This window comes from Sedimentitalea todarodis, from assembly GCF_032595355.1.
Classification (GTDB): domain Bacteria; phylum Pseudomonadota; class Alphaproteobacteria; order Rhodobacterales; family Rhodobacteraceae; genus Sedimentitalea; species Sedimentitalea todarodis.
The window spans coordinates 1-16,714 of record NZ_JASMWN010000042.1 but is presented as its reverse complement, the minus strand read 5'-3'; the positions used below and the strand labels follow the sequence as shown (position 1 = coordinate 16,714).

At 57.8% G+C, this 16,714-nt stretch carries 17 protein-coding genes and 1 pseudogene; 9 read left to right on the top strand and 9 right to left on the bottom strand.

Annotation, left to right across the window (positions count from 1 at the left end; translation table 11 throughout):
* On the bottom strand, window positions 1-219 hold a 219-nt coding region (locus QO231_RS24815), incomplete at its 3' end, for a transposase (protein WP_316782617.1).
* Window positions 220-278: 59 nt separating this feature from the next.
* On the opposite strand from QO231_RS24815, the pseudogene QO231_RS24810 reads away from it, so the two are divergent.
* Window positions 279-425: pseudogene (locus QO231_RS24810) on the top strand (YeeE/YedE family protein); the annotation flags it as partial.
* Window positions 426-625: 200 nt separating this feature from the next.
* Here the strand turns inward: QO231_RS24810 and QO231_RS24805 are convergent.
* Together QO231_RS24805 and QO231_RS24800 are read right to left on the bottom strand one after the other, a co-directional pair.
* Complete coding sequence (locus QO231_RS24805) at window positions 626-1,102, bottom strand: hypothetical protein (RefSeq protein ID WP_316782615.1); 477 nt, start codon at window positions 1,100-1,102, stop codon at window positions 626-628.
* Between the two features lie 12 nt (window positions 1,103-1,114).
* Window positions 1,115-4,792 carry a hypothetical protein gene (locus tag QO231_RS24800; RefSeq protein ID WP_316782612.1) on the bottom strand — a complete coding sequence of 1,226 codons (3,678 nt, stop codon included), beginning with the start codon at window positions 4,790-4,792 and terminating at the stop codon, window positions 1,115-1,117.
* 108 nt (window positions 4,793-4,900) lie between these two features.
* On the opposite strand from QO231_RS24800, the gene QO231_RS24795 reads away from it, so the two are divergent.
* The gene (locus tag QO231_RS24795) at window positions 4,901-6,493 is read left to right on the top strand and encodes a hypothetical protein (protein WP_316782608.1); all 1,593 of its coding nucleotides are present in this window, start codon (window positions 4,901-4,903) and stop codon (window positions 6,491-6,493) included.
* Between the two features lie 78 nt (window positions 6,494-6,571).
* Here QO231_RS24795 and QO231_RS24790 read toward each other — a convergent pair whose 3' ends face one another.
* Window positions 6,572-7,246, bottom strand: coding sequence for a Crp/Fnr family transcriptional regulator (locus QO231_RS24790; RefSeq protein ID WP_316782605.1), 675 nt, complete (start codon window positions 7,244-7,246; stop codon window positions 6,572-6,574).
* Window positions 7,247-7,622: 376 nt separating this feature from the next.
* On the opposite strand from QO231_RS24790, the gene QO231_RS24785 reads away from it, so the two are divergent.
* The 4 genes from QO231_RS24785 to QO231_RS24770 all read left to right on the top strand — a co-directional run bounded on the left by QO231_RS24785 (window position 7,623) and on the right by QO231_RS24770 (window position 10,575).
* Window positions 7,623-8,420, top strand: a complete 798-nt coding sequence (locus tag QO231_RS24785; RefSeq protein WP_316782603.1) for a PRC-barrel domain-containing protein — start codon at window positions 7,623-7,625, stop codon at window positions 8,418-8,420.
* A 343-nt stretch (window positions 8,421-8,763) separates the two neighbouring features.
* Window positions 8,764-8,964: a CsbD family protein gene (locus QO231_RS24780; RefSeq protein WP_316782601.1), complete on the top strand. Its 201-nt coding sequence runs from the start codon at window positions 8,764-8,766 to the stop codon at window positions 8,962-8,964.
* A gap of 220 nt (window positions 8,965-9,184) precedes the next feature.
* Window positions 9,185-9,607 carry a CreA family protein gene (locus QO231_RS24775; RefSeq protein ID WP_316782619.1) on the top strand — a complete coding sequence of 141 codons (423 nt, stop codon included), beginning with the start codon at window positions 9,185-9,187 and terminating at the stop codon, window positions 9,605-9,607.
* Between the two features lie 101 nt (window positions 9,608-9,708).
* Window positions 9,709-10,575: a formate/nitrite transporter family protein gene (locus tag QO231_RS24770; RefSeq protein ID WP_316782598.1), complete on the top strand. Its 867-nt coding sequence runs from the start codon at window positions 9,709-9,711 to the stop codon at window positions 10,573-10,575.
* A gap of 24 nt (window positions 10,576-10,599) precedes the next feature.
* Here the strand turns inward: QO231_RS24770 and QO231_RS24765 are convergent, their stop codons facing one another.
* The 4 genes from QO231_RS24765 to QO231_RS24750 form a co-directional block, all read right to left on the bottom strand.
* On the bottom strand, window positions 10,600-10,986 hold the full coding sequence (locus tag QO231_RS24765) for a YidH family protein (protein ID WP_316782597.1): 387 nt from the start codon (window positions 10,984-10,986) through the stop codon (window positions 10,600-10,602).
* 287 nt (window positions 10,987-11,273) lie between these two features.
* Window positions 11,274-11,570: a hypothetical protein gene (locus QO231_RS24760; RefSeq protein WP_316782594.1), complete on the bottom strand. Its 297-nt coding sequence runs from the start codon at window positions 11,568-11,570 to the stop codon at window positions 11,274-11,276.
* Window positions 11,571-11,636: 66 nt separating this feature from the next.
* Window positions 11,637-12,410: a hypothetical protein gene (locus tag QO231_RS24755; RefSeq protein WP_316782591.1), complete on the bottom strand. Its 774-nt coding sequence runs from the start codon at window positions 12,408-12,410 to the stop codon at window positions 11,637-11,639.
* 73 nt (window positions 12,411-12,483) lie between these two features.
* Window positions 12,484-13,002, bottom strand: a complete 519-nt coding sequence (locus QO231_RS24750) for a DUF805 domain-containing protein (protein WP_316782589.1) — start codon at window positions 13,000-13,002, stop codon at window positions 12,484-12,486.
* A 213-nt stretch (window positions 13,003-13,215) separates the two neighbouring features.
* On the opposite strand from QO231_RS24750, the gene QO231_RS24745 reads away from it, so the two are divergent.
* From QO231_RS24745 to QO231_RS24735, 3 genes are all read left to right on the top strand, one after another.
* Entirely contained in the window at window positions 13,216-13,983 is a 768-nt protein-coding gene (locus tag QO231_RS24745) for a DUF3658 domain-containing protein (protein ID WP_316782586.1), read from the top strand.
* A 109-nt stretch (window positions 13,984-14,092) separates the two neighbouring features.
* Complete coding sequence (locus QO231_RS24740) at window positions 14,093-14,542, top strand: SecDF P1 head subdomain-containing protein (RefSeq protein WP_316782583.1); 450 nt, start codon at window positions 14,093-14,095, stop codon at window positions 14,540-14,542.
* A 65-nt stretch (window positions 14,543-14,607) separates the two neighbouring features.
* On the top strand, window positions 14,608-14,799 hold the full coding sequence (locus tag QO231_RS24735; RefSeq protein WP_316782580.1) for a hypothetical protein: 192 nt from the start codon (window positions 14,608-14,610) through the stop codon (window positions 14,797-14,799).
* A gap of 97 nt (window positions 14,800-14,896) precedes the next feature.
* On the opposite strand, the gene QO231_RS24730 is transcribed toward QO231_RS24735, so the two are convergent.
* Window positions 14,897-16,714: cadherin-like domain-containing protein (locus tag QO231_RS24730; RefSeq protein ID WP_316782579.1), on the bottom strand; the 1,818-nt coding region annotated here is incomplete at its 5' end.

Sequence of the window (16,714 nt, the reverse complement as noted above, 5' to 3'; positions counted from 1 at the left end):
GCGGCCCGCACCCAGCTCTCCGTTGCGATACTGTCGCCGCCAGATCGTCAACAGCGATCGGCAAATGCCATGCCGCCGAGCCGTGGCTGTCACTTGCCTGTGACCGACAAAACTCTCCTCACCAATCCGGTACTTGTCCTCATCCGACCATTGCCGACGACGAATGCAATCGGCTGCAGAGAGAACTTCGATTTGAGGGCGGTAAATAAAGTCGGACATAACGTCGGACTTATCATCGGATCGTAACCGAACTCAGACGGCCCCCGCAGGAGCCTTACGTCGTGGCGGTTGGATGCAGCATTGGTCAAGGACTGTCAGCATTTTCTGTCCTCGCCTACAGCGCTCCGCTTACAATTATTTGTATCATGGGCTGTGCCGCGATCGGCCTGAGACAGCGCATTCTTGGTTTTGCACCATCCGTCTAGAAACCGTATCTGCCATGCGGGTCGAGTACCCGCTATCGCCCAAGCTTGCATAACACATGGCGAAAGTGATCATCGCCATCTGACTGCCTCAGATTGAAAGTCCGGCATCACTGGAACATGACCGACGGGCCAATGGAATGCGGTGTCGATGGACGTCAGCCTGCTCATTCGAAAACCATCGACGCCCCGTTCGAGAGGTTTCAGACGCCACTGATTTCCGATATCCGCGCCCGAATCGTTTCGGCAGTGCCTTGCTGGTTGGGATCCGACTTGGCCACCCTTTCCAGAAGGTCGGCAAATCGCCCGGCACAGGCCAACATCGCGGCGGCGAATTCGTCTGCCGGGGCTTCTATCAGGTCAAGGCCGCGATCGCTGGTCGATGCGGTCTTGCCGTCGTTATCAATGACCAAACCGCTGGTTTGCAGGAATCCACTGAACTTGTGACTCTCCCCGCGGAGCAGAGCCGCCGCCCCGTCAAGACACAGCCCTTCGATGACAAAATCGGTCAGATCGTCGACAATGATCGAGGCCCCCGTCGCATCGTTGGTCAGTTCAACTCCACCTTCGCCGCGTCGGCACAATGCAAAGGTCGCCGCCGGATCCGTGTCATCCGCAAAGAAGGCTTCGTCGTAGAAGCCGCCATTGCTGTCACCATGAAGGTAAAAGCTGATTTCCAAATCTCGCGCTCCCTATCCCAATGCTTTACGGATCATTTTCAGATCCAGCAACGTGAATGATTCCAAACCCACCGGCGCGAATTGTCCGACTTCGATCTCTGGGGCTGAACCCCCTCTTGACGCAGCAAACATGACTGTAAACGGTCCGGTCGGTGCCACTGAACCGGTAATGGCCAGGTCCGTCTTACGGTAGTTGTTCGGATTTGCAGGGTACGGGGGCGGGGCCGGCCACAGATAATCACTCAGAGGTTCACCCAGCACAACACCGGCCGCCGTGATTGCGTCGCTGATATAGACGCGGACCTGAACGTCGGTCACGCCATCAGGCCACATGGTGGTTGGCTTGTTGCCGAATTTCGACTGTTTTATCAGGCGACGATCCGGGGTGGTGCGGGCCGGGCCGGTTTGCAAATCGACCATGGCACCAGCCAGAACCTCGGCTTCGTCATGAAGATCGCGCCCTTCAAAGGCATGATGCGATCGGGCATGCCGCCCACAGAAATGTTCCAGATCCGCTTCTTCGTCGGCAGCACCGACCCAAGCCGCCAGGGCGTGCGGGTCCTTGACGTCAAATGTTGATGCGGCCCGGATCAGGTCGTCGTTGTCCTTGGCCTGCGCAAGAACCGCCCCGCCACCGACTCTGAAACCTTCCGTATCCACCATCGCGACAAATCCTGCCGCAGTGGTGATCGCTGCCTGATCCGGCGGCGCTGAAGCGTCAGAGAGAGCTTTGGCGTCCACTCGCAACTGGGCGATATCCGCATCAAGAGCCGCCATTGCCGTCTGCGATGCTTTGACCGTTTTGGCCTTGTCCTTGGCCAAATCGCTGATCCGGGTCAGAAGCAGCCCATCGGCAGGCACGGCGCCGGGCGCATTGGCCTTCGCCTTGGCATCGGGTTCCAGCATGCGCGCGGCATCGACCACACGCCGAGTCAATTCCACCACTTTCAGCGCGGCGCCAATCGCCGCCTTCGTTACTTCGACGGCCTTCAGAATCTGGTCGCCGGTTCCCGGTCCGGGGCCTGCCAGTGCGGTGCGTGCGTCGATGGCTTTTTGTTTGACCGCCGCCGCGAGCGCCACGGCAGCCGCGAGGTCCTTTTCAACCGCGTCGAGCCTTGCAGCAGGCGAAGCGCCGGGCATCTCGGCAATGGTTGCCGCCGTGGCTGCATCCAATCGTGCGGTCTGCACAGCCGGCGTATCGCGCGCAATCCCCTCGGCGCGGACTGCAGCGGCATTCGACAGGCCTTCGCGGGCCTCGGTGATCCCATCCAATGCGGGGCCATTGGCGGCAACGGCAGCGACACCCGGAGCCGGTGGAACTCCATTGGCGGGGATCTCAGCACCACGTGCTGCCACGAAGGCGTCACTTGGTCCACGCGAGGCCGTCACCTTGATCTTGGCTTCCGCGCTGAGCCTTGTTCTGGCGTCTTTCATGTGATGCTTGGCCAGCGCCTTTGCAGCGGCAGTGCCCGCCCGGATTGCCGCCTGCGCCGCTGCCAGCGTTTCGGTCCGGATCGTGTCGTCCACCGCCAACCTGCCATCTCGCATTGCCAGCTCACCCATTTCACACGCGGCGACGATCTGCGCAATCGTCGGCGGCGCGGGCATTGGGGTCAGGGCGGCGGAGGCCGTTTCAGCCTTGACCTTGGACGCCTTCGCCTGATCGTCGATGACTTTTGTAGCAGAAACAAGCGCTTCGGGTGTATCGTCAATGGCGTCCGCCTTGGCTGCGGCCTCGGCTTTTTTCTTGAGGTCTGGATCGGCCTGAATTCGGGTGATCTCGGCACCGATCAGCGCGGCCGCTCCTGCCGATAGGGCCGTTTCATCCAACTCATCCCTGAGATCGTCCAGAACCTTCTTGGCGGGCGCACCCAGTCCCGGCACATCCAGTTTCGTTAGCGCGGATTTTGCGGTTTCGGCCTCGCGCGCGGCGGCCAGCCCGGCCTGACCGTCGGGATCGCTAAGCGCTGCGCGGGTCGTGACCAGAGCTGCCAACCTGTCGCTGGCCTCGGCAATCGTTTCGGTCAGAAGGATCGCAGCGTCAAGGGCCGCATGACGATCGGTTTCATCGACCGTCAACGCAGCGGCTTCCTGCGCCGCACGAGCCGCCGCGGCAGCAGCCGACAACAACCGAGGATCAACCGGGGCCTTGGCTGCACTCAAAGCCTTCGCCATCTGCGCGGCTGCTGTGGTCGCCAACTTGGCTTTGTCTCCGTTCTCCGCCTGAAGCGCCAAAAGCTCTGCCGAACCCGGCTTGGCACCTGTCTGGATTTCGAGTTGCTCGCTCAACGCGGCGCGAATTTCATCATTGGCTGCCGTGCCTTTCGATCCCAGAGTGCGGGCCGCGTCGGCGGTCAGCGTGGCGCCGTAGGATGCTGTCACCACCTTAGACATCATGTCCTTTTCCGCGGTGGTGGCGCTTGGCAACCCGTCGAGCAGAGCGGCTGCCTGAGTCGTACGCAGAGCGGCGTTCTTTTCGTCGTCGGCCTTGTTGGCGCCCAGCACCGCAGCCGCCGCAACGCTCTTGCGCTCAGCGGGATCCATCGCCTCAATCTCGGCAAGGGTCTTGCCGGAGGCAACCAACAGATCGCTCGCCATTTCGTCGGTGCAGCAGGTTTCGACCCCCGGTTGCGCCACAGCCTGCGGCGGCAACGAGACCATCACCGATGCCTGCTGCATCTTTTCGGTCGCGGCGGGTCCGGCATCTTCCGGGCCGCTTCGGCTGCCACCGACAGATGTGATGTTCTTGAAGAACACTGTTTTTATCCGGTCAAACTTGTCCTGATCGGTGCCGACCGTGCGGGCGTCGAACCCATCAAAGATCTTCTTCAGCCGCTCTCCGGTTTTCGAACTGTCGGCCTTTGATCCTGAATCCAGCGCATGAACAATGGTTGCCAGGTCGCCCAAATCGTCTTCACCAAATGCGTCATGCAGATTCTTCAGCTTGTTGGGATCGTCGCCAAAGGCGGACAAAACACTGGCCAGGGAATGCGGGTTTTCATTGTTCTCGCCGCCCAACCCTCCCTTTGACAACAGCCCGGACAGTTTCTTGCGATCAGGACCAGAGGTGAATTCCGTTCCCATCTTTTTGACCAGAGTAGCGCCACCCGACTTCACCAGGCCCGCAAGCGCACCTGGCGCGGCACCAAGCCCGCCACCGGACATGATACCTTCGAGCCGTTCAACGTCATCGGGATCGTCAAATCCGTCGATGAAGTTGGCAAATTCATCGACTTTCCCACCGCAACCCGTTGCCAGCACCTCTGCGAGTGCCAAAGGGTTACCGGCAAAGCCACCGTTTTGGACGACCGCCTTGAATCTCTTCTGGCTTTCCCCATCCTTCAACTTTTCGGCGAGCGCGACCAGCTTGGCCGGATCATTGTTGCAGCCGGCATCGAGGATGACCGCCAAGGCGTCGGAATTCCCGCCAAGGGTCGAGTTGACCAGAGTTTCAAGTCGCTTGAAATCGCCACCAAATGCCTTGATGACATCGCTCAGTGGCGGGTTCTTTGGCATCGCCCGAACCAGATTGTCGACCTTGTCTGGGCCGTCCAACGCGGTCGTCAGATCTTCGAGATCGCTTTCTCCGATATCGTCGAACAACGATTTTCTCTTTGCAATACGAATAGTTAGCGCCTTGAAATAGGCAGCATGTTCCTTGCTGAACGCGACGACCTGCTTCTCATTCATGGCAAAAGAGACTCGACAAAATGGCTTCTCTGGCTCAGGCTAGCGCGCAAAGTTGAATTCACCAAGCATTCTGTTTGCAGTGACTGATGGCAAGGCGGATCCCATGAAATGTTGACAACGGCTCAGGCGAATTTTCTGCGTCGCTTCCTTGGGATTGAAGTCGACGCGGCACTTACTGACACTTTGTCGGACAGTGCATCGGTCGAACGGATCACCCGTGGGTTGATGGGACTGGCGCCGCAGATGATGGCAATTGCCAGATTGGGCGGTGGCCATCCGGCATTGACGGCAGCCGATGGCGTGCGCGCAGCACTTGATGCAGATGACATTGTTGCAGCGGCCGTGGCACTGGAGCGGCTCAAGGATCTTCTTGACGAGGTGCCTCCACACGATGCAGGCGCGGCCGATAAAGGCCCCGAAGTGCGCGCAGCCGAAGCCGAAGTTCTGCGCCGCTTGCTGTCGCCGCTACGTGCCCCTCCTGGTGCCACCGAGACCGACAACACACTGATCGAGGACCGCCGCGATGCGATTGACAAGTCGCTCGTTGGCACACCATCCCGCGATGCACTGGATGCAGCGATGGACGGCATGCACCAATTGCAAGACACCATTGGCGAAATCGCTGAACGCCTGCGCGCCGAAGCCGAAGACCGAGCCAGCCGTCTCGCCGAGATTGCCAGGGCCGCCGGGGATCTGACACCGCATGATCAGGCACCCGAGGGGGATTCCAAGGCGATCAAGGATCAGATCGCGGCCTTTGTTTCGACACTGCCGGACGCCGTGGATGCGGTACAACTGGCGAGCGTCGAAGATGGGTTTTCCAAGCTTCAGGCGGCGCATGCCGCGCATCACAAATCCATAGAAGACGATCTGGAACGACGCCGGGTTGCCGGGCAGAAGCTGCGGGACTCGGTCAGGGCAATCGAACCTCATCCGTGGGCCTTGGACGACGAAAAACAAGATTTACTCAAGCTGCGCGATGCGCTTGCCGAAGGCATCCCGGACACGCCCAGTGATACCGAGCTTGAGACATTTGGAAAGGAGCGCGACGAGATCGCCGGAAAATTCGATCTGTTGTCCAAAGCGATAGTTGACGAGCGCATGCCCCGGTTCAAAAAGGCTCAGGATCAGGCCGCTCTGATAAAGGCCCTGTCGGATGATTGTTCTGGCCCGGCCCTGCGCGAGGAGGAACGGACAGACTTGCGCAAGCGGATCGCGGAATTGGCGAAGCGGCAGGAAACCTACGCCGACTGGACGAACATTCGCCGCTGGGGCGCTTCGGAATTGACCACACTGGTCGATGACATCGGGGCGATCCGCGATGAAATCCAACACGCAGTTGACGCCTTTGCCAAGTTGCGGCAGGCGCTGGATACGCAGGTGCAGTTGGCTCAGGCCGCGCTGGCCCAGCCGGATGCGGCGGAGCTAAGCCCGGCTCAGAAAGAGGCGTTTGATATCAAGATCGAGACCGCTCGCAAAGCAGGTGAGGCGAATATTCATGAAAGCGCAGGCGCGGTCGAAGAACTGAAGGTGTTGGCAACCGCCGTGGCCGACTTCGTCGCCAGGATCAAGGCATTCCGGACCGAGATAGCAAAAACGCCAAATGCCCCGCCGGCGGGCGCGCTGAAGCTGGAAGTCACCGAATTGGCAAGGCTGCGCAAGGCCGCAATTGATGCCTTGGAAAGTCTCCCGGTTCCCTGATCTCGCGGGGTGTACGCCACACGTACACGGGTTCTGTATCGCTGGGTTATCCTATGCAACTCAGCTACCGCGCACAGGTCACATGATTGGGCGATTTTTCGGTTTGCTGACCGTGGTTAGCCCAACCTTGGCCAAACCGGCAAGATCATGGATCAGAACCTCTTCGCCCGTCCACCCAATCAGCTGGCGCGATTTCAATATCCCTATGGTCTTGTTCGTATGAACCAGCGAGAGACCGAGCGCATCAGCCAGGTCCTTTTGCTTGAACGGAAAGCGTATTGCTCCGTCGCCGCCGTTGCCACATGCCTTGACCCGCAGATAAATGCGCACGAATGCCCAGGCTATGGCCTGCAGTGCCGTGCGCTGGCCAACCGTTGTTAGCGTCTCCCCCAAAAAGTGCTCTTCGACGGCGGCAAGCCAGGCGAGTTCAAACCCGCGCTCGGGATCGGCCCTGATGTAGGACCACAACTCACTTCGGTTAAAGACGCAGAGCGTCATTTTAGTCGTTGCCTCGACGGAATGCCCCATCTCCCCCATCAAACCAGCTTGCAGACCGAGGAAGTCACCCGGGAACACGAAATTGATCACCTGGCGCTCGCCGTTCTCCAAATGGCGGAAACGCAGCCCCATTCCGTGCAAAGCGGTGAACAACTGTGGACTATTTGACCCTTCCATCAGGATAGGAGTGCCAGGATCCACGACCAATTCGCCGACTTTGAACCGCTGCATGCCTTCGACCTCTTCCTCGGTCATGGGGGCAAAGAGCGATTTCCGGCGCAACGGGCAGTACTTGCATTTTGTAGCCACTGAGATGCTCTTTCCTTGAACGATTTCAATCCACCAGCGCTAGCTGGTTCCGAGAGTCTAGACCGGATGATTTCTGATCCCTACCTCAAATGACGTAGCGTGCACAGAAGCAAAAATGGCAGGTGCTGTGTCATATGATGGTGCGCTGTTTCTCTCATGAGCTAATCCAAACACCGGCTCTGAGCTTCGAATGGCCCTTCCGGGTCTGCGTCCTTGAATGTGTTCCCAGGTCTCTTTGGCGAACGGACACGAGGCGTAGAGGCGAACATCAGGCGCACTTGGTTGGCATTATGTCATAGCGCCACAACGAAGGAACATGAATATGATGAAACCCCTTATGATGACGACCGCCGTATGTCTGACCATGGCGACATCGGCATTCGCGGATGACCATATGACTGGTTTTATGGATTATTCCGTCACTGACAATGATCTGTTGGCCTCCGAATTCATCGGCATGCGTGTCTATAGCGCCGAGCAGGACGTTGACGTGACGGCAAACATGGTTCCGGACGCGCAGACCGAATGGGACGACATCGGCGAGATCAATGAACTTGTGATCTCGCCCGATGGAAACGTCGTCGCTGTGATCGTCGGCGTTGGCGGTTTTCTCGGGCTTGGCGAAAAGGATGTCGCCATGGACATGAAGCAGATCCACATCATGCGTGAAGCCGACGACGCTGATGATTTCTTTCTCGTGATCAAGTCCTCGAGCGAGGCGCTCAAGGCGGCGCCGAGCTTTGAGCGTGACATGGATAACGCCGAGATGGACGCCGAGACAACGCCCAGGCGGTCGATGTTGATGGCGCCCGACGTAACGCGTGACGGCTATGCCAGGACGGAACGTTCCGAACTGACCACCGAGATGCTTACGGGAGCGCGCGTTTACGGGGTTGATGACGAGGATGTCGGCGAAATCCACTCGCTGCTTCTGGATGACAAGGGCACCATTGATCGCGCGATTATCGACGTCGGCGGATTCCTCGGTATGGGGGAAAAGCCGGTGGCCGTTACGTTTGACGAATTGACAGTCTTGCGCAAGGACGGCGGCGATGACGTGCAGGTCTACATCGACTCTTCAGTGGAGGCGCTCAAGGCGCAACCGACTTACGAAAAGTAGAGTGTTGCGGAGGGCGAGCAACTGCTCCCCTCCGCGATCGCATCGATATCCGCAATTGTAGCGCTACGTGCTTGTTGGGCCATATCGGACAGGGAACTATGACGGGAACAGGTCTCAATCGGCAGGTTGATGATCGGCGCTCTGGCAGGTCGGATCGGGCTGTTGATTGTCGCCGCTGCCGGGACATGCCTCTTGATTGCGGCGCTGCGGATGGTGCGCAGCAAGACCTGAGCATCGTCGCGGTGGCGGCTCGATTTGCGATACCCGCGCGGCTTCTTTGAAACGACCAATCGATAACGATGGCTTGTGGCCGGATGTTGTCATAACCTCGAAAGGAAAACCTATGAACTGGGATCAAGTTGAAGGAAAATGGAAAGAGATGTCCGGCAATATCAAAGCCAAGTGGGGCGATCTGACGGACGACGAATTGGCTGAGATGGATGGAAACCGCGAAGCGCTGGAAGGCAAACTCCAGGCGAAATACGGCAAATCCAAAGAGGAAGCCAAAAAGGAAGTCGACGACTTCCTGAACGACCACTCGTAAGACACGGGATCGCCCCCCGGGGCGGTTCCACATCAAGATGCTTGCCGAAAAAGACAAGCCAACACCAAAAACAGGAGAGTCACATGAATCGTGTTTTCTACATCATCGGTGTAATCGTCGTTGTTTTGATTGTTCTTAGTTTCCTGGGATTGCGATGATTGCAGCGTGTGATCTGGCCGGCAAGGCTTGGCGTCTCGTTGCTGCAGCGATCATTGGCCTGATGACAAGCGTTTCGCTTGCGCAGGCCGAGAAGGTCGGGAACGTCGACGTCGATTGGCTGGGTAACGACATCACCATCGAGGCTTTCGCAGACCCCGAGGTCGAGGGCGTCACCTGTCATGTCGCCTACTTTGACCGCGGACTGATCGACCGTCTTCAAAAGGGGAACTGGTTCGAAGACCCCTCCAACTCATCCATCTCCTGCCGTCAGACCGGCGAGATCACCCTGGGTGATATCGATCGGTCTGACGAAGGCGAAAGCGTCTTTTCGGAACGTCGCTCCGTTGTCTGGAAATCGTTGCGCGTAAAGCGGATTTTCGATGCTGAGAACAATACGTTGATATACATCTCCCATGCGCGGGATGTGCAAGACGGATCCGCGAAAATGTCCTTGTCCACGATCCCGCTGTTTCAGCGGCAGTGAGCCGTGCGCCACTGGGTTCAAAATCACTTGCTGTGGTGTCGCAATTTTCTATTGTCTCGACAATAAGAGCGTGTCTGCACAGGTTTGGACACTGCTGACTGATGGGAAAATTTCTGAAAATGATGACCGAAAATCGTAAGAACGGGATCAAATCCGCACTCGATCGACAGTCTGAAGAACAGGACGTCGAGGACGCAGCCAAGCTGTCACCGCGCCTCATTTACGAAGTCATCAGAAGAGACGGTGAAGAGGAACTGGCGCGGCCCACCCGCTCTCTGATCTGGTCGGGTATTGCCGCCGGTATCATGATCAGCTTTTCTGTCCTGGGCGAAGCCATATTCCGCACCTACCTGCCAGATGTACCAAGCAGCTATCTGATCGAGAATCTTGGCTACAGCCTTGGATTTCTACTGGTGATCCTGGGGCGGATGCAGCTTTTTACGGAGAATACGATCACAACCGTTCTTCCGTTCATGCTCACACCGTCTCGCAACATGTTTGGTCGTATCTGTCGCCTCTGGGGGATTGTCCTGACGGCGAATGTCGTTGGTGCCTTCGCCATTGCAACCGTCTTTGCGCATACGTCTGCGATCCCGCCTGTGCTGATGCCAGCCTTGATGTCGCTCTCCGAGCATGCCATTGGCATGCCGCCGGGCGAGAGCTTCATGCGAGCCATTCCGGCAGGCATTCTGATCGCTGCGATCGTTTGGATGCTGCCGCAGCTCAAAAACGGTGCATTCTATGTCATCCTCGTATTCACCTGGCTCATTGCAGCAGGGGATTTCACCCATATTGTCGCTGGTTCGGTCGAAATGGGTCTTCTGGCCGTGACTGGCAATCTGGGCTTCAACGACGCCGCATTCGGCTTTTTCCTCCCCGTCCTGTTCGGGAATATCGTGGGTGGCACCGTCATTTTCACGCTGATGGCATGGGGTCAGGTTCGCGATGAGATGGTCGATCAGAACTGATCGACCACGCGAAGAGTTTTCGCCTTACAGCAGCCAGAGGATCACACCTGTCGCCAGCGCGCCGCAAGTCAAAATGCTTGCCAGTGTGGTCATGCGCTTGTGCGACTGCGCTTCAACGTCATGATCGTCCATTCGCTTTTGTGTTTCGCGACATTTGGTTACCGCGGCCCAGAAAATGAGAACCGCGACCAAGATGAACACTTCGGCGACGCCTTTGGCGATCAGAGGATAGTCTGTGTCCTTGAACACCGCCTTTAGACCAAGGGCAAGAGCGATGCAGGCCATCCCGGTCCGCATCCAACCCGCAAAGGTCCGTTCATTTGCCAATACCGTGCGATCTTCGGCCCAGGCCGTGCGTGTATCGGCAAGGTCGTTTGAATCTGGATCGTCCGGAAGATCGGTATCGGGCATAGTGGAACTCCTTTGGCTTGGCCGCCCTCGGTATCTACGTCGAATTGTAAGAAGCGGATTGCCATGTAAGCACATGATCGTCGCACATCCAATCGGCTTGCCGTCGATTGACTCGGCGGTGCGCAGAATGGTGGGTCGTGCGTGTTCAAAATCATGAGTTTGCACACGCCGACCTGACATCCCTTGGCGGAGGCTTACTGGCATTGCGCATGGAATTCTCGGTGCGGAAAATGTGCACTCTCGCAGGGCACCAGGGTCCGACGTATCGGCCCGACCCGGGCATTCTCTTAGAGTGTGCCTTCATTTGCCAAAGACATGATGGCATCCGTCGATCCATCTTTGTAGGCAATACACTGCCAAGGTGCCGCATCCGGACCAACAGCAACCGTGACAAATGTTCCGGCCTCGGAAAACTCGGATGACAATAGCCGGACTTCGCTATTGCCGGTCGTTTGTGCGACGGCGGCCAGACACGCCTGATCCGCTGGCGTTGGAGATGACGTCGTGGTGCCAGAATCTTCCATGCACGCTGACAAGAGAGTGCCCAGAAGCACGCCGGACGCAAGTTTGAGAGCTGTTTTCATCTTGATTGTCTTTCTGTGTTTCATTGTGTCGAACTACCGGCAATGGCCATCTGCCATGCCATTCTATCAATTGCACTGGCTGTATTGGCCGTCGCCGTACTCGAGCCAATTCCTGTCACCATCCTTGAAGACGAGAAATTCGGATTGGTCTTCTCCCAACAACGCCACGACAAAACCCGGCGGCGGCGTTGCATTTCCAAAGAAGCTATAGGCCGTCATCGCACGCATGGTTTCGCCGTTGACGGTCACGATCGCGTTCCATTGTTCATCGGTGTCCTGTCGGATCAGATATTCGATCTGGCGCTGAACTTGACCGCCGCCGCAATAGACCACTCCCTCGGGTGCTTCCATTGCACCCTTGGCCATTTTTGGTGCCGAACCGCACGCGGAACGCATCGAATTGATTGCCTTGTCAGAGCCTTTCAGTTCAAAGATCCCATAGCTCACATCCTGATCCGCCATCGACAGATTGAGGACGGCATTGGCGGCGATCTGATCCAACACGAACTGATAGTCAGCGGAGTCCTGGAACACAATCTCAACAGGATAATTGTCGACAATCTGCACCGAGGCATTCCCCTGCCCAGCCTGGAAAGACCCGACTTCGGTGGTGCCATTCTTCATGAATCGAATGGACAGCCCTTGTTTTTTGACGATGTCTTCACTGTCCTCGTAGCCGGCGGGGGCAAATCGAATGCGATCACATTGCAACTCCAGCGTCATGTTGTTTGATTGAACAAACGCATTTGGCGAGGGGCCTTCGCTGAACCCCCATTCGGCAAGTGCAGGTGCAGCCGACATACAAAACAGCAAGCATGCAGACAGGATGGTATTCTTCATTCTCAACTCCCAAAGCGCCCAGATCACGGGGCAGTTATCGTTTCTGATCATCAAGATGCAGGTATGTGATTATTCACACCTGAGACGGTGCACCATAGTCATTCGCTCCTTCCTGTGAAGGTCGCGAAAGCCACCAGATCATCAAAACCGAAATGATGAGTTGGATAACATACATGACCATCACCCCGGTTGCGCCGAGAATGGCTGCCGGTCCTTGCAACGCCTCAGGATCCTGAACGCCCGTTTCAATCGCTGTGAAAACCGCGACGCCGGTCAGCAGCATGACCATCATGGCGAGACTGAAAGCCATTGGAATCAGGAGATACCATCCGGGCCGGCCCGTATCATGCAATCGTCGCCATCCTGCGGCAAGCAGGGGCAGCAGCATCGCCAGTTGAAAAACCGAGTTCAGCAGGTTCGATCCCTGACCGGTTTCCGGATCAGTGCCAAAAAAGACCGCACCGAGTACCGTCAACCCGATGCTGATCACGACTACAAACAGAACAAACCACCAATACTCTGATCTCCGCGCCCGGCCCGAAAACACGGCATATTTGGGCAGGCAGGTTTTGACCGATTGCGTGAAACCCATTTCGAGCATTCCATATTTTGTTTCTCTTTGTCCAATTCGACCGTTTCAATAGGTTTGCGAAAAACAGGGGTATCGCAAGCATTTTTCTAGTCGGAAATTTCCGGGCTTGGACTTCGCGCGGAAAATGATCTACCTCGTCCAACGTTGTCTCGTGACGAAATGCGTCCCGACCCTTTCAGAACCCAAACCACCCTTCCAAGTCACAGGTGAAGAATGACAGAACACGCACCGTTGCATCTGGTTTTGGGAGGAAGTGCCGGTGGGTGTCTTCGTGCGGCGGTTGCGACTTGCAGTATGCCCGGCCGCGTACATGTTTTTGACGATGATTTGAGCCACGGCCCGTTGAACGACAAGCAGGCGCGTACCGCCTATTTCGAAGCACTCTTCAAAAACTATGGCCAATCGCCTGACGACCCGATGCCTGCACTTGCCGATTTTGACAGCCTGTCTGTCGATTTGGGGCAGGACCGCGCGCCGGAAGTGTGCATTTGGGCAGGCGAGAATGCATCGGAACGGACGTTTCTGCAGATGGCATGCCATAATTTGCACCTTTTCAAAGGTTCGGTGACGCGCGTCGGCGCGGCGGGCCTAAAGTCCCTCCCCTACATCGGCCCACAGACCCCGGATCTATTGGCAACCCTTTTCCATGAGCGTGAAGCACTGGACCCCATCACCCGCGCGGCACTTTCTGCGGACTATCTGCGCTTGCGAGACAGTGCTGCTACACTGCGTATCTGGTCAGCGGGTAAGGTCGTCGACGTTTCGGAGGACTACTTCGACAGTAAGTTGCTGGAATCTTGTGAAAAAGATTGGATGTCTGCTGCCCGCGTGGTTGGTACAGCGATGGGTCGTTGCAACAAACACAACCTCTTGGCCGATGTGTTCCTATCCGGCAGGCTACAGTACCTGATCACGCAAGGTGTTGTTGAGGCATCCGGCCCCCAGACAAGTCTGCGAGACTATGATGTCCGCCTTCGCTGACGCTGCGGCACTGTGCAGCAACATTGAACTCCGACGGCACGGTGACTAACTGACCCGGAGCCGCCTGAACCGGGCACGCATTGGAGGACCGCATATGGCAATGAAAAACATGATGGCCGTCGCGGCGGTCACTGTGGTTGCAGTTTTGTCGTTCTGGACCGGCTCCGAATTTCAGAAGGCGCAATATGACGACCTGTGCCTTGATCTCGGCGGGGGGCGAAATCCAGGGCAGCACCCGATCTGCGTACTTGAACAACAGGGTGCGGCGCTCAGGTTGGGACCAATCAATGTCACGCAAAGCGACATTGTCGAATTTGAGCGCCAACGAGGGGCGGATGGGCAGCCGCAGGTCTACCTCGAGTTGACACCAGAAATCGCAAGCCCTCTGGCCGCCTATACAGAAAAATCAGTTGGCAAAGAGCTTGAGATTTGGATTGGCGGCCAATTGATCAATTCCGTACACATCGCCGAAGCAATCCAGGGCAAGAGCTTGATCTTGGCGCTGTCCAGAGCGCAGTCGGAGAAACTGGAATTGCTGCTCACAGCAAACACTCACTGATCCAGGGCTGCTCCCTCTCATGGGGAGACCGTTGCCTGAATTGGGTCCAAGACAGAAAGAACACCATGAAACGAAAACTTCAAATTGCAGGCCTTGTCTCCCTGGCTCTTGCAGGCCTGTCTTGGTTGCTTGAGACTTCGTTTTACGGCGGCATCGACTCAAGCGGTATCCTGCAAGAGAGCATGTTTCTGCCACTGACCTTCATCCTGGCCGCACTGGGGCTGATCTTGCTGGCCACGTCGCTGATCACCCGGTAGATTTCCCGCCTTATTGACGGTGTGATTGTCTGGCCAGCTGGGTGCGCACCGTATCTGAGCGCTCGAAAACGTGCCACCCAAGCGCATCCGGGTTTGGTCAGCCTTCGTTGTTCAGCGTTTCGTCCCCGTAGGTTGCGGCATCAGGCTCATCCATTCCCTTCACCGGGTCCTCGTCTGTTGATCCGGCTTCGCCATGAGCGTCATGGTCCAGTGTCTCGGCATCTGTCACGTTCAACTCATCCGGTGCTGGCTGATCGGTCTGATGGTCTTGCACATCTCCACCGACGGCATCGACATAGGCATTCCTTTCGCCGTCCCTTGAACCTTGCATTGCATCCGCGCCGTGTGCGTCCACGCCAACTGCGGCCAGATAGGGATTTGGGTCTTGCGGCAGGTCGGAAGGTCCATCATCTGAAACGGGAGCGGTGCCGCTCGCTTCGGATGATGAACTCGGACTGTGCTCCTCAACAGCTCCTGCGTGTTCAGAGTGGCCGGTCGGTTCCGATGAGTGCAGAGCACCCTGTGCGGCCAGCGTCGCGCCGGCGTCGAGCACGGAACTGTTGTCCCCATCGTCGAAAACAGACACCTCATGGTCCTCAACCGGCGTAGCAGCCATTGGCGCATCGTGCTGGACCGGCATGGCAGGTAGAATATCAAGGGAAGCGGCCTGCGCCACGGTTCCACCGTGCGCGTCCTTGACATCATAGGTGAAATGAACCTCGCCGTTGTAGTTGTGCTCGGGCGTGAAGGTGAACGTGCCATCACCATTGTCCAGAACGGAGCCGTGGTCCGGCCTCAGGTTCGCGATACTCAACTTGCCGGCATCGTTGGCATCGACATCAACCGTGTTCTGAAGAAGTTGTGCGGTGGTGAGCGTCTGGCGGGTGTCTTCGGTCCCCGCTTGCAGAACCACTTCGGACGAACAATAGGGCCGGTCATTGCTGCCATGGATTGTGATCACGATGTCATGGGCCGTGCCATCCTTGGAATGGACCCTGATCGTGTCGGTCAGGGTCTCGCCCTCGCCAAGCTGATCGATGGCCGAGCCATGCGGCGTTGACCCCCCGGCTCTCCCGACGTTGCCGGCATTGCCCATATAGTGCCAGGCCCCGCCCTTCCCCAGCATAAGGTCACCATATTGACCGCGATACGAATAGCCAAATCCATGGGTGTCGAAGGCCGACTCACCCGCATCCGGATCAGTGATCGTCAACTGGCCGTCAGCATAGAGCGGCACTCGCCCGAGGTGCGACATTCCCGGCTGCGCATAGTCGGGGGACATATTCACACCGGCAGTGTTTTCGGTCACCGAGCCCGTGTCGACACCGGTGATCACCGCCGCATCGCCGGTGGCCGCCAGTGTCATCGACGCGGTCTGGGCCACGCTGCCGCCATGGCCGTCGGTGACGGTGTAGCTCAGACTGACCGGGCCGTTGTAATCCCGGTCCGGCGTGAAGGTGAAGCCCTGCGCCGCATCGCCCGTGATCGTGCCGTGGCTCGCACTCAGCCCGGTCACCGAGAGCAGATCGCCGCTGTCGATATCACCCGCATGCTCCAGAAGCTGCGCCGACGTGATCAGAACCGATGTGTCCTCGGTGCCGCCGGGAAGGCTCACCGGGCCGCTCACGACCGGGCCGTCGTTGCTGCCGGTCACCGTGATCACCAGCGTCTTGGTGTCGCTGCCGCCCGCGCTGTCGGTCACCGTCACCGGGATGCGCACCTGCTCCGTCGCACCCGCCGCAAGATGCTGATAGGCCGCATCCGTCGGATCAAAGCTCCAGGAGCCGTCCGTGTTCAGCGCAAAGCCCGCCGGCGCCGCCTGGCCCAGCGAATAGGCCTGCGTGTCGCCGCTGTCCACATCCGTCGCCGACATCTGCCCAGACACCGCGCTGCCGTCCTCGGTCGCACTCGCCGT